A 25,518-nucleotide genomic window follows, 5' to 3' on the forward strand; every position below is an offset into this window, starting at 1 on the left:
CGGGGCCGGGGCGCGTTCGTCCACACGGAGCCGAATCGGCTCGCCGAAGTGGAACCGTGCCGTCTGTTTACCCCGGTCGGGGCGAAGAATGCGTCGCTCCGGAGCATCGCGCCTCAGGGAGCCTCCGGCGGTCGGCCGCCGCGCCGTCTCGGCGGGACGGGAGGGACGACGCGGCTGGCGGCGATACCGGATTCGGAGACCTCCACCGGCGAGCCGTCACGGCGGCGCAGGCACAGCACCCCGTCCGTCCAGGACTCCACCACTCCGACGATATCGGTGAATCCGCCCTCGGGGAGGCGGATCCGTAGGGAGACGCGCCGACCGACGTCCTCACGGGTGATTCGATGGACCAGACGGCCCCCCATGTGCATCCAACCCACCCCCGATTGTGCGTCACACGTTCTCCAACGCCATACTAGGAGGACGATATCTGTGCCAATCGCTGACAGAGTCCCCGGCAGGGGAGGCCGCGGTGCCCGCACACCGCCGCCCCTCCGGGACTCTCAGGGTCCCCGTCAGGCTCCCGCCGCGGGGGTGAGATCAAGGAGTTCGACGTGACCTACGTCATCGCGCAGCCCTGTGTCGACGTGCTGGACAAGGCGTGCATTGACGAATGCCCCGTGGACTGCATCTACGAGGGCGACCGCATGCTCTACATCCACCCGGACGAGTGCGTTGACTGCGGTGCGTGCGAGCCGGTCTGCCCCGTCGAGGCCATCTACTACGAGGACGACCTTCCCGAGCAGTGGTCGGACTTCTACAAGGCCAACGTGGAGTTCTTCGACGACCTGGGCTCCCCCGGCGGTGCCGCCAAGCAGGGCAAGATCGACCGGGACCACCCGCTCATCGCCAAGCTGCCGCCGCAGGCGGAGTAGGCTCCGCACCTCGGCCGCGTCCGCGGCCGGCCACGCACACCCCCTTGGCGCAGAGGGTGCCGCCCCCGCACGGGCGGCCCGATCGACGCGGTCGCGCCGGCCCCCGACGGGGGCCGGCGCGACCGCGTCATGAGCAGTGGTAAGCGAACCCCATGGAGAGAGAACACCGATGGCCCAGCGGCGACGGGTGACCGACCGGCTCCCGACCTTCCCGTGGGACCGGCTCACGCCGTACAAGCGCACGGCCGCCGCCCACCCCGACGGCATCGTCGACCTGTCGGTGGGCACGCCCGTGGACCCCGTCCCCGGCCTCGTCCGCCGCGCCCTGACCGACGCCTCGGACGCGCCGGGGTACCCCGCCACCTGGGGGACGCCCCGGCTGCGCGACTCGATCTCCGGCTGGCTGGAGCGGCGGCACGGCGTGCGCGTCGCCGAGGGCGCGGTCCTGCCGACCGTCGGTTCCAAGGAGCTGGTGGCGCACCTGCCCGCCCAACTCGGACTGGGCCCGGGCGACACCGTCGTCCACCCCGAGCTGGCCTACCCCACCTACGACATCGGGGCGCGGCTGGCGGGCGCGGAGCCCGTGGCCTCCGACGGCCTCACCCCGCTCGGTCCGGCCCCGGTCGGGCTCGTCTGGGTGAACTCGCCGAGCAACCCCACCGGCCGCGTGCTGGGCGTGCCGCACCTGCGCAAGGTCGTCGCCTGGGCGCGGGAGCGGGGCGCCGTGGTGGCCTCCGACGAGTGCTACCTCGGGCTGGGGTGGGACGGCACCGAGCCGGTGTCGATCCTGCACCCTGAGGTGTGCGATGGGTCCCACGAGAACCTGCTGGCCGTGCACTCGCTGTCCAAGCGCTCCAACCTGGCGGGCTACCGGGCCGCCTTCGTCGCCGGGGACCCCGCCCTGGTCGAGGAGTTGCTGGCCGTGCGCAAGCACGGGGGGATGATCATGCCGGCCCCCGTCCAGGCGGCCATGGCGGCGGCGCTGGACGACGACGCCCACGCGCGGGAGCAGAAGGAGCGCTACCGTGCGCGCCGCGAGCGGCTGCGCACCGCCTTCGAGGCCGCGGGATGGCGGATCGAGCACTCCGAGGCCGGTCTGTACCTGTGGGCCAGCCACCCCGGGCACGACGCGTGGGGGGCGGTGTCCGCCCTCGCCGAGCGCGGCGTCCTGGTGGCGCCCGGCGAGTTCTACGGCAAGGCGGGGGCGGGCCACGTCCGCGTGGCCTTCACCGCCACCGACGAGCGCGTGGACGCGGCGGCCGCGCGCCTGTCCTGAGGCCTCATTCCAGGACTAGGCCACCGGAGTCCGCCGTGGACCAGGCCTCGGCGCCCTCCGTCCCGTCGGAGATCCGCCACTGCCGCCCCTGGTAGGCGACCGAGGTCAGCCCGTACTCCTCGGCGTGGGCGACCGCCCAGAGCGCCATCGCCCACCCGGTGTCCCCCGTCCGGGGGTCCTCCGCCGAGGGCAGGCTCTCCGGGTCGATGCCGAAGACCCGGGCCATCTCCTCCCGGGCGCCGTCGGGGTCCGCCTCGGCGGCCCGGACCGCCTCGACGGTCTCCGGGACGTACCAGCACGTCATCGCCGGTCCCAGCGTGCCTGTGAACGCCTCCGCCATGTCCGCGGACAGGAGTTCGTGCTGGTCGTAGGCGTAGCCGTCGGCGCTGCGCTGCACGGCCTGGGCCGCCTCGAACACCGGCAGCGACTCCCAGCCCTCGACCTCGGCCAGCGCCGTGTAGAAGGCGGTGCTGGCGTACACGGGGTCGAGGATCTCCTCGGGCTCGCCCCACTCCTGTGAGGGCCGCTGCTGGAACAGGCCCAGCGAGTCGCGGTCGCCGAACTCCAGGTTGTAGAAGGTCGACTCCTGCCACACGGTCGCGAACGCCACGGTGACGGCGGACTCGGGCAGGTCGTGGCCGAAGGCCACGCCGCTGACCGTGGCGGCGTTCCTCGCCTGGGCGGGCTCCAGTTCGTACTCCCCCTGGGCCAGGTCCAGCCGACACCCCGGTTCGGGGGGCTCCGCGGTCTCCATCGGTTCCACGGTGGTCAGCACGTAGTAGGCGCCCCCGACGAGCGCGCCGCAGACGAGGGACAGGGCGAGGAGGATCTTGACGAACGCGGAGAATCTCCGCCGCTTACTGGGCACGGGCGAACCATCGGGTCGGTGGACGGGTGGAACGCGTCCGCGCGGGAAGGGAGACAGGTCCGCGAGGCGCGTGAGGCGTGTGAGTGCCCCGGCGAAAGTGTAGTCGGCGAGTGAACCGGGACATAGCGGTGGGAAGAACTCGTTCCATCAGGGGCGGGGCACGGCATCCCACCGGCCGCGCAGCGGCTAACGTGGTGACACATGACCAGCTCGTACACAAGCCCGCTGCCCGACGAGATCGACGTGCTCTGGGAGCGGCGCACCGAACTCACCCCCGACCACGCCGAGCCCCGTGCGACCATCCTCGCCGCGATCGACCAGATCGACGAGGGCAAGGCCCGCGTCGCCTTCGTCGACCCGAGCACCGACGAGGTCGTGGTCGACGAGCGCGCCAAGCGCTCCATCCTGCTCGGCTTCAAGGTACTGGAGATGAAGGAGTCCCGGGCGGGCGACTTCCACCACCACGACCGCATGCCGCTGAAGACCCGTTTCGACGGTGTCCGCGTGGTGCCGGGCGCCATCGCCCGCTGGGGTTCCTACCTGGCTCCGGGCGTCGTGCTCATGCCCTCCTTCACCAACATCGGTGCCCACGTCGGCTCCGGCACCATGGTGGACACCTGGGCGACCGTGGGCTCCTGCGCCCAGGTCGGCGAGAACGTCCACCTGTCCGGCGGCGTGGGCGTGGGCGGTGTCCTGGAGCCGCCACAGGCCTCCCCGGTGGTCATCGAGGACGACGCCTTCCTCGGCTCCCGCAGCATGGTCGTGGAGGGCGCGCGCGTGCGCACCGGAGCCAAGCTCGGCGCGGGGACCATCCTCACCTCCTCCACCCGGGTCTTCGACGCCGAGACCGGCGAGGAGCTGGAGCGCGGGCAGGCCCCGGCCTGGTCGGTGTGCGTGACCGCCAACCGCGTCAAGAGCTTCCCCGGCGGCGACTTCGGCATGCCCGTCCTGCTGGTGCTCAAGCGCTTGGAGGAGGGTGCCGAGCACGACAAGCTCGCCCTGAACGACCTCCTGCGCGAACACGGCGTCAACGCCTGACGGGCACGGTCCGCCGCGGCTCGGGCGCCCTCTCCCGTACACGCGGGGGAGGGCGGTGCGCCCCGGGAGGCCGCGGATGTCCCTAGGCTGGGACCGGAAGACGACGACCTCACCGGAAAACAGGGGCGAGACGATGCTGGACCTGACCTCGGACGTGGCGGACCTGACCGCCGCCCTGGTGGACATCCGCTCCGAGAGCGGCGACGAGAAGGTCCTCGCCGACCGGGTCGAGCGCGCGCTGGCGGACCTGCCGCACCTGGAGGTGCTCCGCGACGGCGACGCGGTCGTCGCGCGCACCGGCCTGGGCCGTCCCCGACGAGTGGTGATCGCCGGCCACCTCGACACCGTGCCCGTGGTCGACAACCTCCCCTCGCACGTGGACGGCGGACGCCTGTACGGCTGCGGCACCTCCGACATGAAGGCGGGCGTGGCGGTGCAGCTCAAGCTCGCCGCCCTGGCCGCCGAACCGGTGCACGACGTCACCTACGTCTTCTACGACAACGAGGAGGTCGACGCCTCCCGCAACGGCCTGCGGCGGCTGGCGGCGCACAGCCCCGAGTGGCTGGCGGGCGACTTCGCGATCCTCATGGAGCCCACCGGCGGCGTCATCGAGGGCGGCTGCCAGGGCACGATGCGGGTGCGGGTCACGGTTCGGGGCACCCGTGCGCACAGCGCCCGCTCGTGGATGGGCGAGAACGCCATCCACGGGGCCGGCGCCGTCCTCGACGTGCTGCGCGCCCACACCCCCCGCGAGCCGGAGGTGGAGGGTCTGCGCTTCCACGAGGGGCTCAACGCCGTGTTCGTCGAGGGCGGGGTGGCGGGCAACGTCATCCCCGACGAGTGCGTCGTCACGGTCAACTACCGCTTCGCGCCGGACCTGTCGGTGGCCGAGGCCGAGGCCTACCTGCGCGGGCTCTTCGACGGCTACGAGGTGGAGGTGACCGACGCCGCGGCCCCGGCGCGCCCCGGCCTCGACGACCCCTCGGCGGCCGCGTTCGTGGCCTCGGTTGGCGGCGGCCGGGCGCGCGCCAAGCTCGGCTGGACCGACGTGTCCCGGTTCTCGGAGCTGGGTGTGCCCGCGGTCAACTACGGGCCGGGCGACCCGACGCTGGCGCACACCCGCGACGAGTACGCCGACATCGCCAAGATCCGCGAGGCCGAGGAGCGGATGCTCGGCTGGCTCACTGGGGAACGCTGACCGGTCGGGACGGCCGCCCCTCCGCGAGGCGTCACCGTTTTCCCTGGTGACACGCTCGGTTCACGCGTGGTCGGCCCCCGCTCGGCTAGGTTGGCGGGCATGACGGAAGAAGAGGAACACATACGGCACGCCGGCCCCCTGACCTACCGGGGGAGCGCCATCCCCCAGACCACCACGGACCAGCGCCTGCTGGACCAGCGCGGTCCCACGGACTGGGTGCACACCGACCCCTGGCGGGTGCTGCGCATCCAGTCGGAGTTCGTCGAGGGGTTCGGGCTGCTGTCGGAGATGCCGACGGCGGTGAGCGTGTTCGGATCGGCGCGGGTCGCCCCCGACCACCACTTCTACGACGTGGGGCTGAGGGTCGGCGCCGAGCTGGCCAGGGCCGGGTACGCCACCATCACCGGCGGCGGGCCGGGAATGATGGAGGCCGCCAACAAGGGCGCCCAGGAGGCGGGCGGGTTGTCCGTCGGCCTGGGTATCGAGCTGCCGTTCGAGCAGGAGCTCAACCCCTACATCGACGTGGGGATGACGTTCCGGTACTTCTTCGTCCGCAAGACCATGTTCGTGAAGTACTCGCAGGCCTTCGTCGTGCTTCCCGGCGGGTTCGGGACCCTGGACGAGCTGTTCGAGTCGATCACGCTCGTCCAGACCAAGAAGGTGACCCGGTTCCCCGTGGTCCTAGTCGGGACGGAGTTCTGGGGCGGGCTGGCCGAGTGGATCGAGTCGAGCCTGTCCAAGCACGGGCTGATCGGCCCACAGGACACGCACCTGTTCCGGCTCACCGACGACCCCGACGAGGTCGTCGACATCATCCGCAGGTCCCACTCCGACCTGGCCCGCGAGAACGGGGCGACCCCGCCGGGCATCAGCGGCTAGGAGCGGGTTGTGGGAGGATCGGTCCCGTGCCTGTCTTCATCATGATCCTGCTGGGAGCGGTCGCCGTCACCGTGCTCGCGGGCGTCGTCCTCGTCGTGCTCGGCAGGGGCGGGGGACTCGCCGGCGTGGAGTCCGACCGCCCTCCGCTCGACCTGCCCGCCGACCGCCCGGTCGGGACGGCCGACCTCCGTCGGCTGACGCTGCCCCTGTCGCTGTTGGGCTACCACGTCCGGGCGGTCGACGACCTCCTGACCCGGCTGTCCGACGAGCTGGGTGAGCGCGAACGGCGGATCGCGGAACTGGAGGAGCGGCTCGCCGGCGCCTCCCCGGCCGCCCCCGGGGTGTCCTTCGCGCCCGGCGGTGACGGCGACCGCGTCCACGCGCGCTACGACCGGTGACGAGGCGGGGGCTCCGGAGTGAGGGCCGGGCCCGCGCTATGCCGTGGGTCACGCTGTTCGCGCCCCTGTCCTGACACATGCCGCGTTCGTGTGTTCTATTCTCAGCGCAGCACGAACGTACCCCCCTGTTCCGCCTGTGAGGGTGGACCGTTGCTCAGGATGGCGAGGATGGACACACCAGCCGAAGTGGAATCCGGTTCCGATGGCGGGAGCGACGGCTCCCCGGGGCCTGTGAGCCAGATGTCCCTGTGGGCCCCGCCCCGGTCGACCCGTTACAAGAGCAAGCGCCGAAAGCGGATCCTCCTGCTGGCCGGATCCGTGGCGGCGGTCGCCGTGCTCGCGGGCGGAGCCGCGGCGGTGGCGGTGTTCGTCGGCGGCGACTCCGGCTCCGCCGGCGAGGCGGTGTCGACGGGTGAGTTCGTGGGCTCCTGGTCGGGGGAGATGAACCAGGTCGACACCGAGGGGCAGCACGTCGCCGACTGGGACGCCCGTGTCTCCATCGAGGAGGGCGCCGAGCACGGCACCTCCGCCTGGATCACCTTCTCCTGTTCGGGGAGCCTGGTGCTGTCGGCGAGTGAGGGCGATCGCGCCGTGTACGCCTACACCGAGACCGCCGACCCCGAGGACCGGTGCGTCGACGACGCCGAACTGACGCTGTGGCCCGAGGAGGACGGGCGGGGGCTGAGGGCCGAGTGGTCGTCCGTCACCGACGAGGGCACGCGCATGACCTCCACGGGTGTCCTCGGCTGACCGGTTCCGGACGACTCCGGGGGATCCGGTTCCCTTTTGTTTCGATTGGTTCCGAAGGGGGAGAAGTCCGTTCGGCTGTCGGGCTCTCCCAAGATTCGGTCAGTACCGATATAACCTTTAATGAACAACGATTCCTCGCCGGTGGGCCCGTGCGGTGGTCAGGCGGCTGTCTGGCGCACACACCCGGGGCCAACCTCCGAGATAATGGGAGGAGCGGCACGCGCGCGCCGGTGCGGGCGTGGGGCCGCAGGGAACCGGTGCAGCGGTTCCGGGACCGGGACGGTTCGCCGGATCGGTACCGGTGACGCGGTCCGGCCCCCGGCCACCTGCGAGGAACATCGAGAAAGGGGAATGGCATGGCGGCGATGAAGCCGAGGACCAGCGACGGGCCGATGGAGGTCACCAAGGAGGGTCGCGGCATCATCATGCGAGTCCCCCTGGAGGGCGGCGGTCGCCTGGTGGTCGAACTGACACCGGACGAGGCGGGCGAGCTCCGGGACGCGTTGCAAGGTGTCGTCGGCTAGGTGAGCCGATCCGTGCCCGCCCCCACCCCGGGCCGGATATCCCCGACGATCCCCGAGGTCACCGACCTCCCGAACGAGTGAACGATTGTGAGCGGCCCGTGCCCTTCACCACGCAGATCCAGCCCCGACGGGGAAGCCTCGCCGATTCCACCGCGGACCTGCTGGTCCTTCCCGTGGCCTCCGGTGATGACGCGCCGACCGCGGCCGGAGGGGCCGAAGCGGTCGCGGGCCTTCTTCCCGCTCCGCTCGACGATCTGTTCACGCACTATTCGCTCACCGGCGCGCCCGGTGAGCTCGTCCAGTTCCCGGTGCCCCGGGACGGGGGCCTGACACGGCTGGCGCTTCTGGGGGTGGGGCCGGGATCGCCCGGAGACCTCCGGAAGGCCGGTGCGGCCCTCTCCCGGGCCGGCCGGGGGCGGGAACGGGTCGCCCTGGCCTGGCCCGGCCACGGCGCCGCCGCTGCCGCGGCCTTCGCCGAGGGGGTGCTGCTCGCCTCCTACACCTTCAGCATGAAGACGGGCGAGACCCCCGCGAACCAGCGCCCCGCCCAGGCCGTCGACGTCGTGGGCGCAGGCGCCGAGGCCCTGGCGGACGACCTCCGCCGGGGGGCCGCCCTCGCAGCGGCCACCGCGCTCGCGCGCGACCTCATCAACACCCCCTCCCTAGCCAAGGGCCCCGAGTGGATGGTGGCCCGGGCCCGCGAGGTCGCCTCCGGGGCGGGGCTGGACGTGCGGGTCTGGGACGAGAAGGACCTGGTGGACGAGGGCTTCGGCGCCATCCTCGGTGTGGGGCAGGGGTCCGTGCGCCCACCGCGCCTGGTCCGGCTCTCCTACACGCCCGAGAACCCCACCGAGCACATCGTGCTGGTCGGCAAGGGCATCACGTTCGACACCGGCGGTCTCTCGCTCAAGCCCAACGACAACATGAAGCTCATGAAGACGGACATGAGCGGCGCGGCGATCGTGCTGGGCGTGCTGTCGGAGCTGGCGGCCGTGGGCGCCTCGGTGCGGGTCACCGGCCTGCTGCCCCTGGCGGAGAACTCCTTCTCCGGTTCGGCCACCAGGGTCGGCGACGTGCTCACCACCTACTCCGGCACCACCGTCGAGGTGCTCAACACCGACGCCGAGGGGCGCCTGGTCATGGCCGACGCCTTCGGCTACGCGGTCGCCGAGCTCGGCCCGGACGCCCTGGTGGACGTGGCGACGCTGACCGGCGCGGCCAAGGTCGCGCTCGGCACCGGTATCGGCGCGCTGTACAGCAACGACGACACGATCGCCGCCGAGCTCTCGGCGGCCGGTGAGCAGTCCGGCGAGCCCCTGTGGCGGATGCCGCTCACCGACGAGTACGCACCGACCACCGGTTCCCGGATCGCCGACCTCGCCAACGTCGGCACCCGCGGCAAGGACTTCGGCCCGGCGGGCGCGACCGAGGCGGCCCTCTTCCTGAGGGAGTTCACGGCGGACGTGCCCTGGGTCCACCTGGACATCGCGGGCCCGGGCCGGTCGATGTCGGAGAGCGGCATCCTCAGCAAGGGCGGCACGGCGTTCACCACCCGCACGCTGCTGCGCTGGCTCGCCTCCCGCTAGAGGGCCGGGCGGTGGATGGCGGCCAGTAGGCCGCCGCCCAAGGGCAGCAGCAGGGGTACGAACGAGGTGTCCTCGCGTACCTGCCGGACCGTCTCACGCACCGCCGTCTCCACCGGGTCGGGCGCCCTCAGCGGGCCGTCCGGCTCCGGTGACACGGTCAGGGCCTCGTTGAAGGCCAGGATCCCGCCCGGACGCAGGAGGCGCAGGGCCTCCCGCAGGTAGAGCGGGTAGCCCTCCGGGTCGGCGTCCACGAAGACCAGGTCGTAGCCGCCGTCGGCCAGGCGGGGCAGCACCTCCAGGGCCCGGCCCCTGATGAGCCGGGCCCGGCCCGTGCCGAACCCCTCGGCGGCGTACACCGACCGGGCGTGGTCCTGGTAGGCGGCGTTGGTGTCCACGGAGGTGAGGATCCCGTCGGCGGCCATCCCCTTCAGGAGCCAGACCCCGGACACGCCGCAGCCGGTGCCCACCTCCACCGCCGACCTCGCGCCGATCGCGGCGGCGAGGAAGCGCAGTGCCGCCCCCGCGGCGGGGTCCACGGGCGGGGCGGTGGACCGCAGTGCCGTCTCGTAGGCGTCGGCCAGGGGGCCCTCCCCGACGGCTTCGTGGGAGAAGCGGTTCTGCTCGGTCCGTGCCCAGGTGATCTGGGCCGCGGCCTGTTCCGTGCTCGCGATGACGGCCTCCTCGCGTCGTGGTCGGTTCGACGGTGATCGGCCACTCTCCGTAAGGGAGTGGTTGCGTTCAGGCCGCCTCTCGGCAAAAGATTAACGTGAAACAGGGGAGAACTCCGAGCATGACGGCGGGAACTTATCGGATGTCCCCCGGCGTTGAACCAGGATGAACGGTCGTCGACCGGGCCACGGCCCCCTCGCGATCGACGCAAGGAAGGAGCAGCGGTGCCAGAGTCCCGCCCGGCCGCGGAATTCGAGGAATGGGAGCCCCCGAGCTGGGACGAGGTGGTCCGCGTCCACTCGCCCCGCGTCTACCGGCTCGCCTACCGGCTCACCGGGAACAAGCACGACGCGGAGGACCTCACCCAGGAGGTCTTCATCCGGGTGTTCCGCTCCCTGGCCAAGTACACACCCGGTACGTTCGAGGGCTGGCTGCACCGCATCACCACCAACCTCTTCCTCGACACGGCGCGGCGCAAGGCCCGCATCCGGTTCGAGGGCCTGGCGGACAACGCCGACGAGCGCATCGAGGGCCGGGAGCCCTCACCCGCGCAGAGCTACGACGACCGCCACTTCGACGCCGACGTGCAGGCGGCCCTCGACGCGCTCCCCGCCGAGTTCCGGGCCCCGGTCGTCCTGTGCGACATCGAGGGCCTGTCGTACGAGGAGATCGCCGCCACGCTGGACGTCAAACTCGGCACGGTCCGCAGCAGGATCCACCGCGGCCGTGCGCAACTGCGCCGTGCGCTGGAGCACCGGCGCGCCCTGGCAGCCGAGAAGGAGGCGCGTGAGGCGCGTGTGAGCACCCGGGAGGCGGAGTGAGTACGGGCCACCTCGGAGAGCGCCTCTCCGCGCTCGTCGACGGAGAACTGGGACCGATCGAGCACGAACGCGCCCTCATCCACCTGGCCGGGTGCCAGGCGTGCCGCTTCGAGGCCGACATGCTGCGCAGGCTCAAACGGCGCCTGACCACGCTCGGCGAGCCCGAGCCCGACCACGACTTCCTGGGACGCCTGAGCGGCCTGGCCGGAGGCGGAGCCGACAGCCGACCGCCCGGCCCGCCGCCCGGGGGCGCCGGGTTCGGCATGAGCCCTCCGCTGGGTTCCTCCCGCCCCCTCGGCGGCCACCCTTCCACGGGCGGTCCGTTCGCCTCGGAGGCCGTGGCGGACACCTCTCCCGCCGCACCTGCGGCCCCGCCCTCGGCGGACCGTCCGGCGCGCCGCCGCGCCGACCGGTTCAGCTACCTCCTGCCCGCGTTCCCGGGCAGCAGGTACGCGGTGGCCGGGGTCGCGGTGGCCACGGCCCTGCTCGGTTCGGCGTTCGTGGCGGGCGGCGGTGACGACGACACACCGGTGGTCGAGCCCCGGATCGCCGATTTCGCGCTCGAACACGCGCTGACCGTCCGGCAGTTGCCCTTCGGGGAGGAGTCCCCGGCGGAGACCGTCACGGGAGCCGCCCCCGGCGAGACCGAACAGACCCGGTGAGACCGGAGGAACCCTCCTCCCCCCCGGTTCCCCCGGTAGCGGTCCTGCTGGCCGCTCTGGCGCTGTGTGTCCTGATCATGGCGCCGCCGGGGCACCCCGACCCTTCCGGAGTCCCCGCCGAGGGCGGCGACGACGGGATGGGCCACCTCCTGGGCGCCGCCGAGGCCGAGGACGAGGTGCCCTACACCGCCGTGGGCACGGTGTCGTTTCCCGGTGCCCGGCAGGAGAGAGCCCTGCACGTGGTCAGCCGCCCGGGGGAGGGGGTCGCCGTCGCGCCCCTCGGCTCCCAGGAGCCCGCCTTCGTGGTGCGCGAGTCCCCCGAGGCCCTCGACGGCCGTCTCCTGCGGGTACTGGCGGACACCTATGCCGTCGTGTACGCGGGGCCCGGGGAGCTGGAGGGCCGACCGGTCCACCGGGTGGACGCGCTGAGGGCCGACGGCACCCGCGCGGGCCGCTTCCTGGTGGACGCCGACACCGGCCTGCTCGTGGGCCGTACGGTGTGCGACGGGTCTGGACGGCCCTTCTCGGTGTCGCGCCTGTCCGGGATCCGGGTGGGCGAGGCGGACTGGCCCGAACACGCCGTCGGCGGTGAGCCCTGGGGCGACACGCTCCCCCCGGACGAGCGGGAGGAACTGCGGGAGGGCGGCTGGTATCTGCCCGAGCACCTCGCGTGGAACCTGCGGCTCGTGGACGCCAGGTCGACCCGCCTGGACGGCGCGCGTGTCGTGCACGCGGTCTATTCGGATGGTCTGTCCCAGGTGTCGGTCTTCCTCCAGCGTGGGAAGCTGGAATCGGAACATCCTTCCGCACTCGGTGACGAATCCACCGGAACCGGGGCGGGGGGTGACGGCGTCACAACAGAACATGACACGATCTTCGGCGGTGGTACCGGTCAGTACCGGAACGTGTGGGAATCCGGTGGTTTCGTCTACACGGTTCTGGCAGACGCCCCCACGGGGCTGGTGTCCTCCGCGGTGACCGCGTTGCCGGAGCCCGGGGCCTTCGGGTTCTGGGCCAGAGTGCAGCGCGGCCTGTCCCGGTGGGGGATCGGCTGATCCCCGCCCCGGTAGCGCCGCGCCTCGACCCCTACCCCAGCGACCGCCAGCGGAGGCCGCATGAACCACACAACGCCCCCAGGTCCAGCGGAACCACCTGATGCACCCCACATGTCACAGGTTCCGCGGCACCCTCACACACCCCAGAACCCCTCCCCTTCGATCCAGACCTCCCAGCAGCACCCGTTCCCCCCGCCGGACCCTCGGTTCCAGCCCCAGCACTTCACACAGGCCCCGTACCACCCGGGCCAGGGGCCGCCCGCCGCACCGCCGCGCCCGCCCAAGCGCGGGATACCCGCGTGGATGGCGCTGTCGGGGATGCTGGTCGTCGCCCTCATCGCCGGTGGTGCCGGCGGCCTGGTGGGTGCCACCGCCTCCTCCTCGGGCGACGAGGAGGCCGCCCCGGACCAGGGGCCGCAGATGAACGAGCCGCCGCCTGAAGCGCCCCAGCGCGACCCCGACACCATCGCGGGCGTCGCCCAGCGCGTCAGCCCGAGCGTGGTCTACATCGGCAGTGCCAGCCCGGTGATCCCCGGCGGCGGGTCCGGGTTCGTCATCGAGGGCGACTACGTGGTCACCAACGACCACGTCTCCTCCGAACTGGAGGACGGGGGCATCCAGATCGAGTACAGCAACGGAAGCCTGTCGGACGCCACCGTCGTCGGGGCCGATCCCACCTCCGACCTGGCCGTCCTGGCTCTGGAGGACCCGATCGACGTCGAGCCCCTGGAGTTCGGCGACTCCGATGAGGTCATCGTCGGCGACGAGGTGATCGCGATCGGCGCGCCCCTGGGCCTGGCCGGGACGGTCACCCAGGGCATCATCAGCGCCACCGACCGGCCGGTGAGCCCCGAGGGCGAGGACGTCGGCCAGTTCTACGCGCTCCAGACCGATGCCGCGATCAACCCGGGCAACTCGGGCGGCCCTCTGGTCGACCTCCAAGGACGGGTCATCGGCGTCAACTCGATGATCATCACCATGGGCGGCTACATGGGGGAGGGGACTGGCAACATCGGTCTGGGCTTCGCGATCCCCTCGTCCGAGGCGCAGACCGTGGTGGAGCGGCTCATCGAGAACGAGGGCGCGACCTACGCCGACATCGGCGCGGAGTTCGACCTGAGCAGCCCGACGGCGGGCGCGGTCATCGTCGACGAGCCCGGCGCCGTGGAGCGCGGCGGCCCCGCGGACGAGGCGGGGCTGGAGCCCGGCGACGTGATCACGTCCCTGGACACCCGGCGGGTGAACTCCGGCCAGGAACTGCTGGCGATGCTCCGGGACCGCTCACCGGGCGACGAGGTCGAGCTCGTCTACCGGCGCGACGGGGAGACCGTCACCACCGACATCGTCCTGGGCGCGTCGGACGACTGACGCGCCGCGGGCCCCTGAACCGTCGGTCCCGGGGCCCGCGGGCCGTCGCCCACTCGTCTCTCAATACCCTCTAGCGCCCGGCGGGGGAGATCCCCAACTGCATGCCGGCCAGCCCGCGCGGCTTGCCCACCAGGCCGTCGGCGATCGAGGTGATGACCTTGCTGGCCTCGGCGTCGGGGTCGGTCAGGACGAGCGGCTGACCGGAGTCGCCGCCCTCGCGCATGCGGGTGTCGAGGGGCACCTGGCCCAGCAGCGGGATGTCGGTGCCCAGGGTCCGGCCCAGCGCCTCGGAGACGGTCCTGCCGCCGCCCTCGCCGAACAGGTGCAGCGGTTCGCCGCCGCCCGGCGGGACGAAGTACGACATGTTCTCGATGACGCCCGCGATGCGCTGGTGCGTCTGGGCGGTGATGGCGCCCGCGCGCTCGGCGACCTCGGCGGCGGCCTGCTGCGGGGTGGTCACCACGAGCAGTTCGGCGGTCGGCAGCAACTGGGCCACCGAGATCGCGATGTCGCCGGTGCCCGGGGGCAGGTCCATCAGCAGGACGTCCAGGTCGCCCCAGAAGACGTCGGAGAGGAACTGCTGGAGGGCCCGGTGCAGCATGGGGCCGCGCCACACGACCGGCGTGTTGCCCTGGGTGAACATGCCGACGGAGATGACCTTGATGTCGTGCGCGGTGGGCGGCAGGATCATGTCCTCGACCTTGGTCGGGAAGTCCGACGCGCCGAGCATGCGCGGCACCGAGTGGCCGTAGATGTCGGCGTCGACGACACCGACCTTGTGGCCCTGGGCGGCCATGGCGGCGGCGAGGTTGACCGTCACGGACGACTTGCCGACGCCGCCCTTGCCGGAGGCGACCGCGAAGACCCGGGTCAGCGAGCTGGGCTTGGCGAAGGGGATCTCCTTCGCCGCCTGGCCGCCGCGGAGCTTGGTCTGGAGCTCCTTGCGCTGCTCTTCGTTCATCACGTCGAGTTCGACGGCCACGGAGGTGACCCCGGTGACCTTGCCGGTCACCGCCTCGGTCACGTCCTTCTCGATACGGCCCTTCATCGGGCAGCCGGCCACGGTGAGGTAGATACCGACCTTGACGGAGCCGTCGTCGGCGATGTCGACGCTCTTGACCATACCGAGGTCGGTGATGGGGCGGCGGATCTCCGGGTCGAGCACCGTGGCGAGGGCTTCGTGCACCTGCTCGGTGGATGGTGTGGAGGACATAGTACTCAATCGTAGATCAGCGGAAACCGGCGTTGGCCTGTGGCGTCTCCTTCACGGACCACCCCCTCCAACGGCGCGCCGTCACCGGCCTATTCCCGGGCGGTGCCGCGGGCGCCCCGGAGGGGCCCGTCCGTACTGTGACCAGGCGTTTACGGCGTGCCCTTAACGCTGTCGCTACACCGCCGGATAGTAGCCTCTGCCCACCATGGGAAACGTGTCGCCACCATCCGGTCCGTCCTGGCCGGCCCCGGAGAGGGCCGGCGGGCGGACCGACGAGGCGTGGGCGCGGGAGCAGACCTGGGCGGGGCCGCCCGGCGGCGGCCGTCTGACGCCCCCCGGCGGGCAGCCCGCGGCGAACGCGTCCCCCTCGGTGTGGGCGTGGCCGCCGCCGCGTCCGGTGCGCACCAGTGAGTTCGCCTGCGCGGAGATCCCCGGGGGTGAGCCGTATCACCGGCTGGCCCGCGGCGACCGGTTCCGCTGGTGGGTCCCCGCCCTGTCACTCGTGATGCTGGCGATCCTGCTGTTCGTCCTGGGCGTGGCGGTCGCCTTCGTCGTGACGATCGTCGCGGTCCTCGGCGGCAGCAGTCTGCTCGCGGACTCGCCGCGGGTCGGGGAGATCGCGGGACTGGCCATCGGCCTGGGCTCCTCGGTGCTGCTCCTGCCGATCGTGCTGATCGTGGTGCGCGTGGTCCAGTGGCGCCGGGCGCGGTCGCTGCTGTCGGTCGAGGGCCGGCTGCGCGGGGGGTGGCTGGCCCGCTGCTCGGCGCTGGCGCTGGTGTGCGTCGCGGCGGTGCTCGGCGCCTACCTGCTCCTGGTCGGCCCGTTCGGCCTCTCCGGGCCCGAGGCGGGGCCGCCGCCCGACGTGCGGGTCGTGGCGGCGGCGGTCGCCGTGATCGTGCTGCTGGTGCCGTTCCAGGCCGTGGCCGAGGAGTTCGGGCTGCGCGGTCTGGTGATGCAGCTCGTCGGCTCCCTGGGGGCGTCGGCCGACGCCCCGGGGGGCCATCGGGCGGCCGCCCGGGTCCTGCGCTCGCCGGCCCCCGCGGTCCTGGCCGGCGGGACGCTGCTCGCCGCGCTCTACGCCTCCGCCTTCCCCGAGGACGGGTGGACGGCGGCCACGCTCGCCGTCATGGGCCTGTGCGCGGCCTGGCTGACCTGGCGCACCGGCGGTCTGGAGGCGGCGATCGGTCTGCACGTGGTCAACGGGCTGGTCCAGATCGTCTTCAGTGTGGCTGAGGGCCGGATGGCGGCGATCGGGACCGGGGCCGTCGTCGGCGCGGGTCCGCCGGGCACGGGGACGCCCCTTGGCCTGGTCCTCGCGGTGGTGCTGGCGGGTGCGTACGCGCTGGGTGCCGTAGCCCTGGCCCGCCGCACGGGCGTGCGGCGCATCAGCCCGGCCGCCCCGGCCTGAGCCCCCGACCGCCGTAGGGCGGACGGCTACTCGCAGACGGCGGTGTCGGACTCGGCGGAGGTGGAGTCGAGCTCCTCCAGAACGCCGCCGTCCTCTCCGTCGGAGGCCTCCGCGCTCGGGCTCCGCCCGCCGACGGCCAGCCCGTCCCAGTCTTGCGCCCCCATCACCAGCTCCAGCTCGGGGCCGAGACCGTCGACCTCCTCCACGGTGGCCGCCGCCAGCTCCGCGGCCAGCAGCTCGGCCGCCTCGCGCTGGTCCGGCGCGTGGTAGACGGTGGTGACGGCGGGTGTGCGCTCGACGGGGTTGCCCACCCCGCCCACCACGAACCCGCGTCCCTCCAGGAGCACACCGACCTCGGCGGCCAGTCCGGTGACCCCGGTCCCGTTCAGCACGCGCAGGGAGACGTCGCCCGGGGCGAGGGAGGGCTCCTCGTCGGCCTCCGGCGCACCGTCCTCCTCCTCGGGGAGCACCTCGCCGTTGGCCACCGCGGCGAACAGGTCACCGGCCTGCGGCTGCATCGGATCGACCTTGTACTGGTGGGTCTCGGAGTCCACCACCGGGACCGTCACCATGTTGACCTGGTCTAGGTCGACGTCGCTCATGCTGAGGGCCAGGTTCGCCATGGTGTCCACGGTGAGCCGGTCGTCGGTGACCATGCTGTCGGTGACCGAGTCCACGAAGGAGTAGACGGACGTCGGGCTGGAGAGGAACTCGCCGCTGGTCACCTTCCGGACCAGGGCGCCGATCAGCCGCTGCTGGCTCTCGATGCGCTCCAGGTCGCTGCCGTTGTCGGTGCTGGCCCGGGACCGTGCCAGGCCCAGCGCCTCCGCGCCGTCGAGCGTCTGCGTTCCGGCCTCCAGGACCAGATGGGCCTTGGGGTCGTCGATCGGCTCGGGGATGCACATCTCCACGCCGTCGACGGTGTTCACGATGTTCTCGAACCCGGCGAAGTCCACCATGACCATGTGGTCCAGGCGGATGCCGGTGGCCGTCTCGACCGTGTTGCCCAGGCAGTCCATGCCGCCGTAGGTCGCCGCGTGGTTGATCTGCTGGAGGCCGCCGGTCCAGCCGGGGTGCTCGTCGTCGGCCTCGCAGGCGGGGATGTCCACGATCAGGTCGCGGGGGATGTTGACCATGGTCACCGCGTCCCGGTCCGCGTCGATGTTGACGATGATCAGCACGTCGGGCCGCTCGCCCTCCGACTCGGTGTCCACGCCCAGCAGGAGGAAGTTGTGGATGCCCTCGACCGGTTCGGGGCGTTCGCCGTCGCCCCAGGACTCGGGGTCGATCGCCTCGGTCTCGATGCCGAACGCGCCCTGGTACGCGGTGTAGACGGCGAGGCTGGCCGCGATCAGCAGGGCTGTCGCGAAGCTGGCGGCCCACTGGCCGATACTCATCCTTCTCCTCAGGAGCGGGATGGGCCCTCGGGGGTCGGCGAGGGGTGCCCGCGGTCGGGGATGGGGAGGGGCAGGTCACCCTGGGGTCGCACCGCACATAAGCGTTGGTGTTGTGGACGCGGCCGTAACAGTGAGGAGACTTTACCTAAAATGAGTGGATTAGACCAGATCTGTTAGATTTTTTGCCGGTAAATCGGCGTTACGGTCGGGTCAAGTTGACGGCCGTCTACGCGTTCGGGTCCGGGGCGGGGGCCGCCCCCGGCGGGTCGGAGACCTGGCCGCGCACCTCCCGTGCCGCGCCGCCCCGGGCACCGGAACCGGTCTCCGGGAACACCCACGTCCGGTAGGACCAGAACCGGAACAGCGTGCCCAGGCCGACCCCCACGACGTTCCCGGCGATGTTGGAGGCCAACGGGCCCTCCAGCTCCAAGATGTAGACGGCCGTCCCCTGACAGCCGAGCTGGATGAGCATCCCCACCGCGTTCATCGCCAGGAACAGCGCCGTCTCGCGTCCGTAACCCGTGCGCGCGCGGTGGCGGTAGGTCCAGAAGCGGTTGCCCACGAACGCCACCGCGATCGAGAGCAGTGTGCCGACCGCCTGGCCGAGCATCGTGTCCGTGCCCAGCGCCCACAGGAGGTTGGTCACACCCAGTTGGACGGTGTAGGCCACCGCGCCCACCGAGGCGAACCGGCTCAGCTCCCGGAGGAGCCCGGCGATCCTCGGATGCCGGAGAAGGAAGTCACGCACGCTTCGAGTCTCCCGTCGCGGTGGTCGGGGGGTGGGCCGAAGCGAAGCGGAGGTTCAAGAAGAACACGGCCTAGACTCTAGCCCGGGGCCGGAGCGCGGATCCCCGGCCGGAGGGGGCTCCACCCCGACGAATCGATGATCATTGAGGCATTGTGAGCGAGCGTAACCGCACCGTCCCCCGCATGGGAATGGTGGGAGGCGGACAACTCTCCCGGATGACCCACCAGGCGGGCATCGCCCTGGGGATCGACTTCTCGGTGCTGGCCGCCGACCCCCGAGACAGCGCCGCCCGCGTGTGCGGCGACGTCGTCCTGGGGGACGACCGCGGGCTGGACGACGTCCTGGCCTTCGCCAAGGCCTGCGACGTGGTCACCTTCGACCACGAACACGTGCCCGAACCCGTCCTGCGCGCCGTGGAGGAGGCGGGCGGCCTCCTGCGGCCCGGCCGCCGGGCGCTCCGCTTCGCACAGGACAAACTCGTCATGCGCACCCGCATGGCCGAACTGGGCGCCCCCTCCCCGGCCTGGCGGGCCGTGAGCGCCCCCGAGCACGTGGACGCCTTCGCCGACGAGCACGGCTGGCCGATCGTGCTCAAGGCGGCGCGCGGCGGCTACGACGGCAAGGGCGTGTGGATCGCCGACGGCCCCGAGGAGGCCGCCGTGATCGTCGCGCGCGCCGCCGCCGAGGGGGTGCCGCTACTGGCCGAGGAGAAGGTCGGCTTCCGCCGCGAACTCGCCGTGCAGGTGGCGCGCTCCCCGCACGGGCAGGTCGCGGTCTACCCGGTGGTGGAGACCCTCCAGCGCGACGGCATCTGCCACGAGGTGATCGCCCCAGCGCCCGGACTCGACGAGGAGAAGGCGACCAGGGCGCAGCAGGCCGCGATCGAGATCGCCCACGCCCTGGACGTCACCGGGGTCCTGGCGGTGGAGATGTTCGAGACCGCCGAGGGCGTACTCGTCAACGAACTGGCGATGCGCCCCCACAACTCCGGGCACTGGACGATCGACGGTGCCGTGACCTCCCAGTTCGAGCAGCACCTGCGCGCCGTGGCCAACCTGCCCCTGGGCGCGCCGGGCACCGTCGCGCCCTACACCGTGATGGCCAACGTGCTGGGCGGCGCGGACCCCGACGTCTACGGCCGCTACCTGCACGTCATGGCCAAGGACCCCGGGGTGAAGGTGCACATGTACGGCAAGGACGTGCGGCCGGGGCGCAAGATCGGGCACGTCACAGTGACGGGCGACGACCACCGGGACCTGCTGGCGCGGGCCCGGGACGCCGCCGACTACCTGCGAGGAGACGACCAGTGACCGACAGCGCGAACGGTGGCGGCCCCGTCGTGGGGATCGTGATGGGCTCGGACTCCGACTGGCCGGTGATGCGCGAGGCCGCCGACGCCCTCCGCGAGTTCGACGTGCCCTTCGAGGCCGACGTGGTCTCCGCGCACCGGATGCCGCACGAGATGATCCGGTACGGCTCCGAGGCCGCGGGGCGGGGCCTCAAGGCGATCATCGCCGGTGCGGGCGGCGCCGCCCACCTGCCGGGGATGCTGGCTTCGGTGACGACCCTGCCGGTGGTGGGGGTCCCGGTGCCGCTCAAGTACCTGGACGGTATGGACTCGCTGCTCTCGATCGTGCAGATGCCGGCCGGGGTGCCGGTCGCCACCGTGGCCGTGGGCGCGGCCCGCAACGCCGGTCTGCTGGCGGTACGGATGCTGGCGGCGGGCGACCCGGAGCTGACCGAGCGGATGGCGCGGTTCCAGGAGGGGCTCATGGCCCAGGCCCACGCCAAGGGCGAGCGGCTGCGCCGCGAGGTCGCCGAGGACGGTCGGCCGGCCGGGTTCGGCCTGGGCCGCTGAGCGTCGGGTGACGCGCCGCCCCCGGGCGGCGCGTCGGCGGTGGGGCGGCGCGGTTCAGGCCGTGTCCGCTCGGCCGTCCGCGCCGTCCACGCAGGCCTCGGCGGGCTGCTCGTCGAGGTAGCCGAGCTCCAGGAGTCGGCTCACCCGCACGAAGCCGTCACCGTCCGCCTCGGGAACCCCCTCCGCGGGGACGAGGAGCTGTTCCCCGCCTCCGGGCTGCCCGAAGTGCGGGGTGATCGGCCCGACCAGCGCGGTCAGGTCTTCGAGTACCGCATAGCAGTGGTAGTTGTGCTCGGCGCCGCCCGGGTAGGTGTTCAGCGAGTCGGGCGGCAGGGCCCGCTCGGCGTAGGGGGCGCCCGCCGGGGCGAGGAACGTGCCGCGGGGGGAGCCGAAGCGGTCCAGCAGCTCCCCGGAGCCGAGGACGCGGAGCCCGTTGACGGGTTCCCCGTCCCGCACCGCGAAGCCGTTGTGCTCCGGGTAGTCCCATCCGTCGAAGGTGTCGCCGGTCGCCGGGTCCACCTGGTCCTCCAGGTACCACCGGTCCAGGAACGCGGCGGGGGTCAGCCCGCCGAAGCGCTGGTACCCCTCCACCAGTGCGGCGACCGGTCCCTCAGAGGGCAGCGACGCCGGCCCCAGCCGCGGGTCGCCGCACAGGTACCTCTCCAGTTCGTCGGCGGTCGGCGGCTCGTAGCGCGCGGGGCAGCCGTCCAGTGCGGAGGCCGTCGGCGGGTGTTCCATGGAGGCTGCGGCGTGGGCGGGCGTGGCGGCCAGGGCCAGGGCCAGGGCGGTGCCGGCCAGCGGCGTGATCCTCGGCATCGGACTCCGTTCGGAACTCGGACACCCGGCGATGGCCGGGTGTGTTCAAGTGAGTGCGCAGAGCAGTGAATCACGGGCGCGGTCCGACCGCCGGGCAACGCACGGACGGGAGGGAAACACGAAGGGAGCCCCCCGCGGGGGGCTCCCTTCGATGCCTCGGGGCGGCTACTGGCGTCCGAGCGCCCGGTAGGTCCAGCCGGAGGCCCGCCAGAACGTCGGGTCGAGCGCGTTGCGGCCGTCGACGATGCGCTTGTGCGCCACCGCCTCACCGATCTCGTCGGGGTGGGCCTCCCGGAACTCCGCCCACTCGGTGAGCAGCAGGACCACGTCCGCGCCGCGCACGGCGTCCGCCATCGTCGGGGCGTAGCCCAACTGCGGGTAGGCCTCGCGCGCCCGGTCCATGGCCTGGGGGTCGTACACCGTCACCCGGGCCCCGAGGGAGGCCACGGTGGCGGCCACGTCCAGGGCCGGGGAGTCCCGGATGTCGTCGGAGTTGGGCTTGAACGCGGCGCCCAGCACGGTGACCGAGGTGCCGGAGAAGTCCCCGCCGATCAGCTCGCGCGCGATGTCGATCGTGCGGGCGCGGCGGCGCTGGTTGATCGCGTCCACCTCGCGCAGGAAGGACAGGGCGGGCTCCACCCCGAGTTCGTCGGCGCGCGCCATGAACGCCCGGATGTCCTTGGGCAGGCAGCCGCCGCCGAAGCCTAGTCCGGGGCCGAGGAACTTTCCGCCGATGCGGTCGTCGTGGGACAGTGCCTCGGCGAGTTGGATGACGTCGGCCCCGGCGGCCTCGGACACCTCGGCCATCGCGTTGATGAACGAGATCTTCGTGGCCAGGAAGGCGTTGGCCGACACCTTGACCAGCTCGGCGGTCTGGAGGTCGGTGACCAGGAAGGGCACCCCCTCGTCGATCTGCTTCTGCCACAGCTCGCGGACGACCTTCTCGACCCTGCGGGAGTCGGTGCCGAGCACGATCCGGTTCGGGTTGAGGGTGTCCTCCACCCCGAAGCCCTCGCGGAGGAACTCCGGGCTCCAGCCCAGCTCGGCCTCCTCGTCCGCCGGGGCCAGTTCGCGCAGGCGCGCGGCCAGGGTCGCGGCGGTGCCCACCGGCACGGTGGAGCGGCCGACGACCACGGCGGGGCGGGTCAGGTGGGGGGCCAGCAGTTCCACGGCGGAGTTGACGTAGCGCAGGTCGGCGGCGCCGGAGTCGTCGCGCTGGGGGGTGCCCACGCAGATGAGGTGGACGTCGGCGAACTCGGCGGCCTCGGGGAAGGAGGTGGTGAAGCTCAGCCGGCCGGCGTCGAGGCCGCGGGTGAGGAGTTCCTCCAGCCCCGGCTCGTAGAAGGGAACGCTACCGGAGCGCAGCAGCTCGATCTTGGCCTCGTCGACGTCGAGTCCGAGAACCTCGAAGCCCAGCTCGGCCAGGCAGGCCGCTGTCGTGGCCCCCAGATATCCGGTGCCGATGACCGAGACGCGCATTCGTTCCGCCACTTATGGAGCCCCTTCCTGAACGTGCCGTTCGCGCCTGTGTACTCGTTGTGCCCACTTGAAGCGGTCAGCATCCTGTTTTCGGGTTGAAAACGGACATAGGAGAGCCCGGGGCGAACATCCCAAGAGCCATCACCCTACGCGCCATGGTGCGGCACGGGGGCGAACAGGGCGTGAACAGTCAGGCGCACAGGCTACCCGCGGTTCCGGACGCCGAGCCCCGGGGGACCCGCTCAGCTCCGGTCGTCGAAGGAGCGGAACTGCTCGGGGGCGACGTCCAGCGGGTGCCGCGAGGCGGGGTCCCCCTGTCTGCGGAAGGGCGTCGTGGTCTTGTCCGGGTCGCCGGAGCCGGTCGGCGGCAGGGGAGGGGTGTCGGAGAACCGCTCACCGGCGGGCTCGGCCGGGAGCGGGCGCGTGGGGAGGGGGCCGCCGTCGCGGACGCGGTCCCTGCCGGGAGCGGGGCCGTCGGCGGCGGGGGGCGGCTCCGCGGCGGTGCGCCGGACCCGCCACCGGGTCGGCGTCATCGCCGAGCCGAGCAGGAGGACCCCCGCGGCCAGAGCCGGTGCGAGCCCGGGACCGACGGGGTACAGGAAGCCCTCCGGGTCCAGCCATCCCAGGGCGGTGGCCACCGTCTGCGGGGACAGCACCGGCCACAGGGCCAGCGCGGTCAGGAGCAGCCCCGCGGCGGCGGCGCACAGCGGCGACGCCCCTCCCGCCGCCAGGTAGGCGCCGATGGCCCCCGCCAGTGCCAGCACGATCGCCGCCGACACCGTCGCCGCGGTCACCTCGCCCCCGGCGAGCCGGGGGAACAGGTCCGCCCCCCAGGCGAGGGCGGCCCACAGCGGCGGGGCCAGGGCGATACCGGCGAGCAGACCGACCAGATGGCGGAGCACGGGAACCACCTTCCTTCGCTCGGGTTCAGCTACAGACGTTGTCCTGGGCGGTCCTGACGGTCGAGACGCCGTCGGCGGCGGACGCGTCCCCGGCGGGCTCGCCTCCGGTGTCCTCCGGAACGTGCAGTGCCGTGAAGTCGAACCCGATCACGATGTGGAGTCCACCGTCCAGCGTAGGCTCCTCCACCGTCTCGGAACCGGGGAACATCTCTGAGACGTAGGCCGCGGCCTCCCCGTTCCCGGGCGCGTGGCGGATCTGGGTGACGGCCACGTCCCGGCGCCCCCAGTTCGCGGCGGGGGCGCTGATCCGGAACCCGGCGCTGGCGAGCTCGCGCTCCGTGCGCGAGGCCAGCCCGGATCCCGCGGTCCCGTTGAACACCCGGACCCGGATGTCGGCCGGGTCGGGCTCCCCGTCCCGGACCGGTGCGGAGCCGTCGATGGGGCGGCCCTCCCGGAAGCGGTCGAACAGTTCCCGCGCGGCGGGTTCGTCCCACAGCAGCGCGGACTCCCCGCGCGGGGTCCGGTGGTCCATGTCGGCGATGGGCACCTGGGTGAAGGAGACCTCCGACAGCTCCAGGTCGCGCAGGTGGTAGCCGAGCCGGTTGATGGTGTCCGTGTCCAGCCCCTCGTCCACGGTCACCGACGACAGCGCGCTGCGCAGGAACTCGGTCATCAGGGAGGGGTCGGAGAGCGTCCGGGTGCTCACCGCTCTGTCGAGCATCGCCGAGAGCACCTGCTGCTGGCGGTCGATGCGGTCCAGGTCGCCGCGCTCCGTGGCGCGGGTCCGGGCGAACGCCAGGGCCTCGGCTCCGTCCACCCCGTGTGTGCCGGCCGCCATGTCCAACCGGGCCTTGGGGTCGTGGATGGCCTCGGGAAGGCACACCTCGATCCCGCCGAGGGCGTCCACCACGTCCACGAACCCGTCGAAGTCCACCTCGACGTAGTGGTCGATCCGCACGTCGGTGAGGGCCTCCACGGTCCGGACCGACATGGTCGGCCCGCCGTGGGCGTAGGCGGCGTTGATCTTGTCCGGCCCCTCGCCGGGGATCTCGACCCACAGGTCCCGGGGGACGCCGACCACGGCGACACGGTCGTTCTCGGCGTCGATCCGCACCAGCATGATGACGTCGGACCTGCGGCCGGGGGTGGAGCCCACACTCAGCGCGTGCCGGTCCTCGCGGCTCATCTCCCCGCGGGAGTCGGAGCCGATGACCAGGAAGGTGAGGCCGCCGGACCCCTCGGGGCGGCCGTCCTCGGAGAGCGCCCCGAACACGTCGAAGCGGTTGAGCGTTCCCGACATCCACCCCGCGACCGCCCAGGACGTGCCGGAGGCGACCAGGACCAGCGCCGACAGGGCGCCCATCACCAGCAGGGCGGTGCGGTGGCGGCGCACGGCGGCCGGGGGCACGGTGACCCGGCCCGAGCGGTTCGAGCGCCGGGGGGCGGGCGGGAGCGGCTGGGACCGCGTGCGGCGGAACTCGTCCGCGGGTCCCGGCCCTTCCGTGTTGCCGTCACTCATCGGCGTCCCCGTCCCACCCGTGCAGCGGTGTCCGTCATCAGTGTGTCGGGCGTCTCCTCCCGGCCCCTGCAGAGCCGGAATCCCTTTACTCCTAGGTTGTCACCTGATGTGCTCAGAGTGGCCGGACGGGCACTCTCGGCGTGTCGCCCGCCCGGGGCGGCTCCGGGCGGGGCGGTGGATCCGTGTGACCGTCACTCTATGCGAATGGGAT

26 protein-coding genes are annotated in these 25,518 nt (G+C 72.5%); 16 read left to right on the forward strand and 10 right to left on the reverse strand.

The annotated features are described in order from the left end of the window. Positions 1-113 precede the first annotated feature (113 nt). Positions 114-371 (reverse strand): hypothetical protein, encoded by a 258-nt coding sequence (locus tag ACFHWE_RS12475; protein WP_028647410.1) that lies wholly within the window; start codon positions 369-371, stop codon positions 114-116. A gap of 183 nt (positions 372-554) precedes the next feature. Between ACFHWE_RS12475 and fdxA the strand changes: the two genes are divergently transcribed. Together fdxA and dapC are read left to right on the forward strand one after the other, a co-directional pair. After that, positions 555-875 (forward strand): ferredoxin, encoded by a 321-nt coding sequence (fdxA, locus tag ACFHWE_RS12480; RefSeq protein ID WP_416601347.1) that lies wholly within the window; start codon positions 555-557, stop codon positions 873-875. A gap of 169 nt (positions 876-1,044) precedes the next feature. Beyond that, complete coding sequence (gene dapC / locus ACFHWE_RS12485; RefSeq protein ID WP_416601349.1) at positions 1,045-2,151, forward strand: succinyldiaminopimelate transaminase; 1,107 nt, start codon at positions 1,045-1,047, stop codon at positions 2,149-2,151. 4 nt (positions 2,152-2,155) lie between these two features. On the opposite strand, the gene ACFHWE_RS12490 is transcribed toward dapC, so the two are convergent. Next, the gene (locus tag ACFHWE_RS12490; protein ID WP_416601350.1) at positions 2,156-3,019 is read right to left on the reverse strand and encodes a hypothetical protein; all 864 of its coding nucleotides are present in this window, start codon (positions 3,017-3,019) and stop codon (positions 2,156-2,158) included. Between the two features lie 201 nt (positions 3,020-3,220). Here ACFHWE_RS12490 and ACFHWE_RS12495 point away from each other — a divergent pair, with 201 nt between their 5' ends. From ACFHWE_RS12495 to ACFHWE_RS12525, 7 genes are all read left to right on the forward strand, one after another. Further along, entirely contained in the window at positions 3,221-4,057 is an 837-nt protein-coding gene (locus ACFHWE_RS12495; RefSeq protein ID WP_416601352.1) for a 2,3,4,5-tetrahydropyridine-2,6-dicarboxylate N-succinyltransferase, read from the forward strand. A gap of 133 nt (positions 4,058-4,190) precedes the next feature. Continuing rightward, positions 4,191-5,255, forward strand: a complete 1,065-nt coding sequence (gene dapE, locus ACFHWE_RS12500; protein WP_416601353.1) for a succinyl-diaminopimelate desuccinylase — start codon at positions 4,191-4,193, stop codon at positions 5,253-5,255. A gap of 99 nt (positions 5,256-5,354) precedes the next feature. Next, complete coding sequence (locus tag ACFHWE_RS12505) at positions 5,355-6,134, forward strand: TIGR00730 family Rossman fold protein (RefSeq protein ID WP_416601355.1); 780 nt, start codon at positions 5,355-5,357, stop codon at positions 6,132-6,134. Positions 6,135-6,160: 26 nt separating this feature from the next. Further along, positions 6,161-6,532 carry a hypothetical protein gene (locus ACFHWE_RS12510; RefSeq protein ID WP_416601357.1) on the forward strand — a complete coding sequence of 124 codons (372 nt, stop codon included), beginning with the start codon at positions 6,161-6,163 and terminating at the stop codon, positions 6,530-6,532. Positions 6,533-6,700: 168 nt separating this feature from the next. Further along, on the forward strand, positions 6,701-7,282 hold the full coding sequence (locus ACFHWE_RS12515; protein ID WP_416601359.1) for a hypothetical protein: 582 nt from the start codon (positions 6,701-6,703) through the stop codon (positions 7,280-7,282). A 356-nt stretch (positions 7,283-7,638) separates the two neighbouring features. Next, positions 7,639-7,806: a DUF3117 domain-containing protein gene (locus ACFHWE_RS12520; RefSeq protein ID WP_081748608.1), complete on the forward strand. Its 168-nt coding sequence runs from the start codon at positions 7,639-7,641 to the stop codon at positions 7,804-7,806. Between the two features lie 98 nt (positions 7,807-7,904). Continuing rightward, positions 7,905-9,392 (forward strand): leucyl aminopeptidase, encoded by a 1,488-nt coding sequence (locus ACFHWE_RS12525; protein ID WP_416601362.1) that lies wholly within the window; start codon positions 7,905-7,907, stop codon positions 9,390-9,392. Here the strand turns inward: ACFHWE_RS12525 and ACFHWE_RS12530 are convergent. Next, positions 9,389-10,033 carry an O-methyltransferase gene (locus ACFHWE_RS12530; protein ID WP_416601447.1) on the reverse strand — a complete coding sequence of 215 codons (645 nt, stop codon included), beginning with the start codon at positions 10,031-10,033 and terminating at the stop codon, positions 9,389-9,391. The two genes, ACFHWE_RS12525 and ACFHWE_RS12530, sit on opposite strands and share 4 nt — an antisense overlap. A 252-nt stretch (positions 10,034-10,285) precedes the next feature. Here ACFHWE_RS12530 and sigE point away from each other — a divergent pair, with 252 nt between their 5' ends. The 4 genes from sigE to ACFHWE_RS12550 all read left to right on the forward strand — a co-directional run bounded on the left by sigE (position 10,286) and on the right by ACFHWE_RS12550 (position 13,967). Continuing rightward, positions 10,286-10,882 carry an RNA polymerase sigma factor SigE gene (gene sigE / locus ACFHWE_RS12535; RefSeq protein ID WP_416601364.1) on the forward strand — a complete coding sequence of 199 codons (597 nt, stop codon included), beginning with the start codon at positions 10,286-10,288 and terminating at the stop codon, positions 10,880-10,882. Further along, positions 10,879-11,544, forward strand: coding sequence for an anti-sigma factor family protein (locus tag ACFHWE_RS12540; RefSeq protein WP_416601366.1), 666 nt, complete (start codon positions 10,879-10,881; stop codon positions 11,542-11,544). Before sigE ends, ACFHWE_RS12540 begins: the two co-directional genes overlap by 4 nt. After that, positions 11,541-12,599 (forward strand): transcriptional regulator, encoded by a 1,059-nt coding sequence (locus tag ACFHWE_RS12545; protein ID WP_416601367.1) that lies wholly within the window; start codon positions 11,541-11,543, stop codon positions 12,597-12,599. The genes ACFHWE_RS12540 and ACFHWE_RS12545 overlap by 4 nt, the downstream gene beginning before the upstream one ends. A gap of 303 nt (positions 12,600-12,902) precedes the next feature. Next, positions 12,903-13,967, forward strand: a complete 1,065-nt coding sequence (locus ACFHWE_RS12550; RefSeq protein WP_416601369.1) for a S1C family serine protease — start codon at positions 12,903-12,905, stop codon at positions 13,965-13,967. A gap of 70 nt (positions 13,968-14,037) precedes the next feature. On the opposite strand, the gene ACFHWE_RS12555 is transcribed toward ACFHWE_RS12550, so the two are convergent. Next, positions 14,038-15,180 (reverse strand): Mrp/NBP35 family ATP-binding protein, encoded by a 1,143-nt coding sequence (locus ACFHWE_RS12555; RefSeq protein WP_416601370.1) that lies wholly within the window; start codon positions 15,178-15,180, stop codon positions 14,038-14,040. Positions 15,181-15,577: 397 nt separating this feature from the next. On the opposite strand from ACFHWE_RS12555, the gene ACFHWE_RS12560 reads away from it, so the two are divergent. Continuing rightward, complete coding sequence (locus ACFHWE_RS12560) at positions 15,578-16,588, forward strand: type II CAAX prenyl endopeptidase Rce1 family protein (protein WP_416601449.1); 1,011 nt, start codon at positions 15,578-15,580, stop codon at positions 16,586-16,588. Positions 16,589-16,614: 26 nt separating this feature from the next. Here the strand turns inward: ACFHWE_RS12560 and ACFHWE_RS12565 are convergent, their stop codons facing one another. After that, positions 16,615-17,985: an LCP family protein gene (locus ACFHWE_RS12565; RefSeq protein WP_416601371.1), complete on the reverse strand. Its 1,371-nt coding sequence runs from the start codon at positions 17,983-17,985 to the stop codon at positions 16,615-16,617. A gap of 226 nt (positions 17,986-18,211) precedes the next feature. Next, on the reverse strand, positions 18,212-18,733 hold the full coding sequence (locus tag ACFHWE_RS12570; RefSeq protein WP_416601372.1) for a GtrA family protein: 522 nt from the start codon (positions 18,731-18,733) through the stop codon (positions 18,212-18,214). A 152-nt stretch (positions 18,734-18,885) separates the two neighbouring features. Between ACFHWE_RS12570 and ACFHWE_RS12575 the strand changes: the two genes are divergently transcribed. Beyond that, complete coding sequence (locus ACFHWE_RS12575) at positions 18,886-20,043, forward strand: 5-(carboxyamino)imidazole ribonucleotide synthase (RefSeq protein ID WP_416601374.1); 1,158 nt, start codon at positions 18,886-18,888, stop codon at positions 20,041-20,043. Then, the gene (purE, locus tag ACFHWE_RS12580) at positions 20,040-20,591 is read left to right on the forward strand and encodes a 5-(carboxyamino)imidazole ribonucleotide mutase (protein ID WP_416601376.1); all 552 of its coding nucleotides are present in this window, start codon (positions 20,040-20,042) and stop codon (positions 20,589-20,591) included. Before ACFHWE_RS12575 ends, purE begins: the two co-directional genes overlap by 4 nt. A 54-nt stretch (positions 20,592-20,645) precedes the next feature. On the opposite strand, the gene ACFHWE_RS12585 is transcribed toward purE, so the two are convergent. The 4 genes from ACFHWE_RS12585 to ACFHWE_RS12600 form a co-directional block, all read right to left on the reverse strand. After that, on the reverse strand, positions 20,646-21,407 hold the full coding sequence (locus tag ACFHWE_RS12585; RefSeq protein ID WP_416601377.1) for a TNT domain-containing protein: 762 nt from the start codon (positions 21,405-21,407) through the stop codon (positions 20,646-20,648). Between the two features lie 165 nt (positions 21,408-21,572). Continuing rightward, a complete protein-coding gene (locus tag ACFHWE_RS12590) occupies positions 21,573-22,886 on the reverse strand; it encodes a UDP-glucose dehydrogenase family protein (protein WP_416601451.1) in 1,314 nt (437 codons plus the stop codon). 242 nt (positions 22,887-23,128) lie between these two features. Further along, positions 23,129-23,788: a YIP1 family protein gene (locus ACFHWE_RS12595; protein ID WP_416601378.1), complete on the reverse strand. Its 660-nt coding sequence runs from the start codon at positions 23,786-23,788 to the stop codon at positions 23,129-23,131. A 25-nt stretch (positions 23,789-23,813) separates the two neighbouring features. Next, positions 23,814-25,307 carry an LCP family protein gene (locus tag ACFHWE_RS12600; RefSeq protein WP_416601379.1) on the reverse strand — a complete coding sequence of 498 codons (1,494 nt, stop codon included), beginning with the start codon at positions 25,305-25,307 and terminating at the stop codon, positions 23,814-23,816. Between the last annotated feature and the right edge of the window lie 211 nt (positions 25,308-25,518).

Source organism: Nocardiopsis sp. LOL_012, from assembly GCF_048060475.1.
Taxonomy (GTDB): domain Bacteria; phylum Actinomycetota; class Actinomycetes; order Streptosporangiales; family Streptosporangiaceae; genus Nocardiopsis.

Bases quoted from the DNA above. Each gene is read 5' to 3' on its own strand.
- ACFHWE_RS12475 (WP_028647410.1), bottom strand. From the start codon at position 371: ATGCACATGGGGGGCCGTCTGGTCCATCGAATCACCCGTGAGGACGTC.
- dapC (WP_416601349.1), top strand. From the start codon at position 1,045: ATGGCCCAGCGGCGACGGGTGACCGACCGGCTCCCGACCTTCCCGTGG.
- ACFHWE_RS12495 (WP_416601352.1), top strand. From the start codon at position 3,221: ATGACCAGCTCGTACACAAGCCCGCTGCCCGACGAGATCGACGTGCTC.
- dapE (WP_416601353.1), top strand. From the start codon at position 4,191: ATGCTGGACCTGACCTCGGACGTGGCGGACCTGACCGCCGCCCTGGTG.
- ACFHWE_RS12505 (WP_416601355.1), top strand. From the start codon at position 5,355: ATGACGGAAGAAGAGGAACACATACGGCACGCCGGCCCCCTGACCTAC.
- ACFHWE_RS12515 (WP_416601359.1), top strand. From the start codon at position 6,701: ATGGACACACCAGCCGAAGTGGAATCCGGTTCCGATGGCGGGAGCGAC.
- ACFHWE_RS12520 (WP_081748608.1), top strand. From the start codon at position 7,639: ATGGCGGCGATGAAGCCGAGGACCAGCGACGGGCCGATGGAGGTCACC.
- ACFHWE_RS12550 (WP_416601369.1), top strand. From the start codon at position 12,903: ATGGCGCTGTCGGGGATGCTGGTCGTCGCCCTCATCGCCGGTGGTGCC.
- ACFHWE_RS12555 (WP_416601370.1), bottom strand. From the start codon at position 15,180: ATGTCCTCCACACCATCCACCGAGCAGGTGCACGAAGCCCTCGCCACG.
- ACFHWE_RS12565 (WP_416601371.1), bottom strand. From the start codon at position 17,985: ATGAGTATCGGCCAGTGGGCCGCCAGCTTCGCGACAGCCCTGCTGATC.
- ACFHWE_RS12585 (WP_416601377.1), bottom strand. From the start codon at position 21,407: ATGCCGAGGATCACGCCGCTGGCCGGCACCGCCCTGGCCCTGGCCCTG.
- ACFHWE_RS12590 (WP_416601451.1), bottom strand. From the start codon at position 22,886: ATGCGCGTCTCGGTCATCGGCACCGGATATCTGGGGGCCACGACAGCG.
- ACFHWE_RS12600 (WP_416601379.1), bottom strand. From the start codon at position 25,307: ATGAGTGACGGCAACACGGAAGGGCCGGGACCCGCGGACGAGTTCCGC.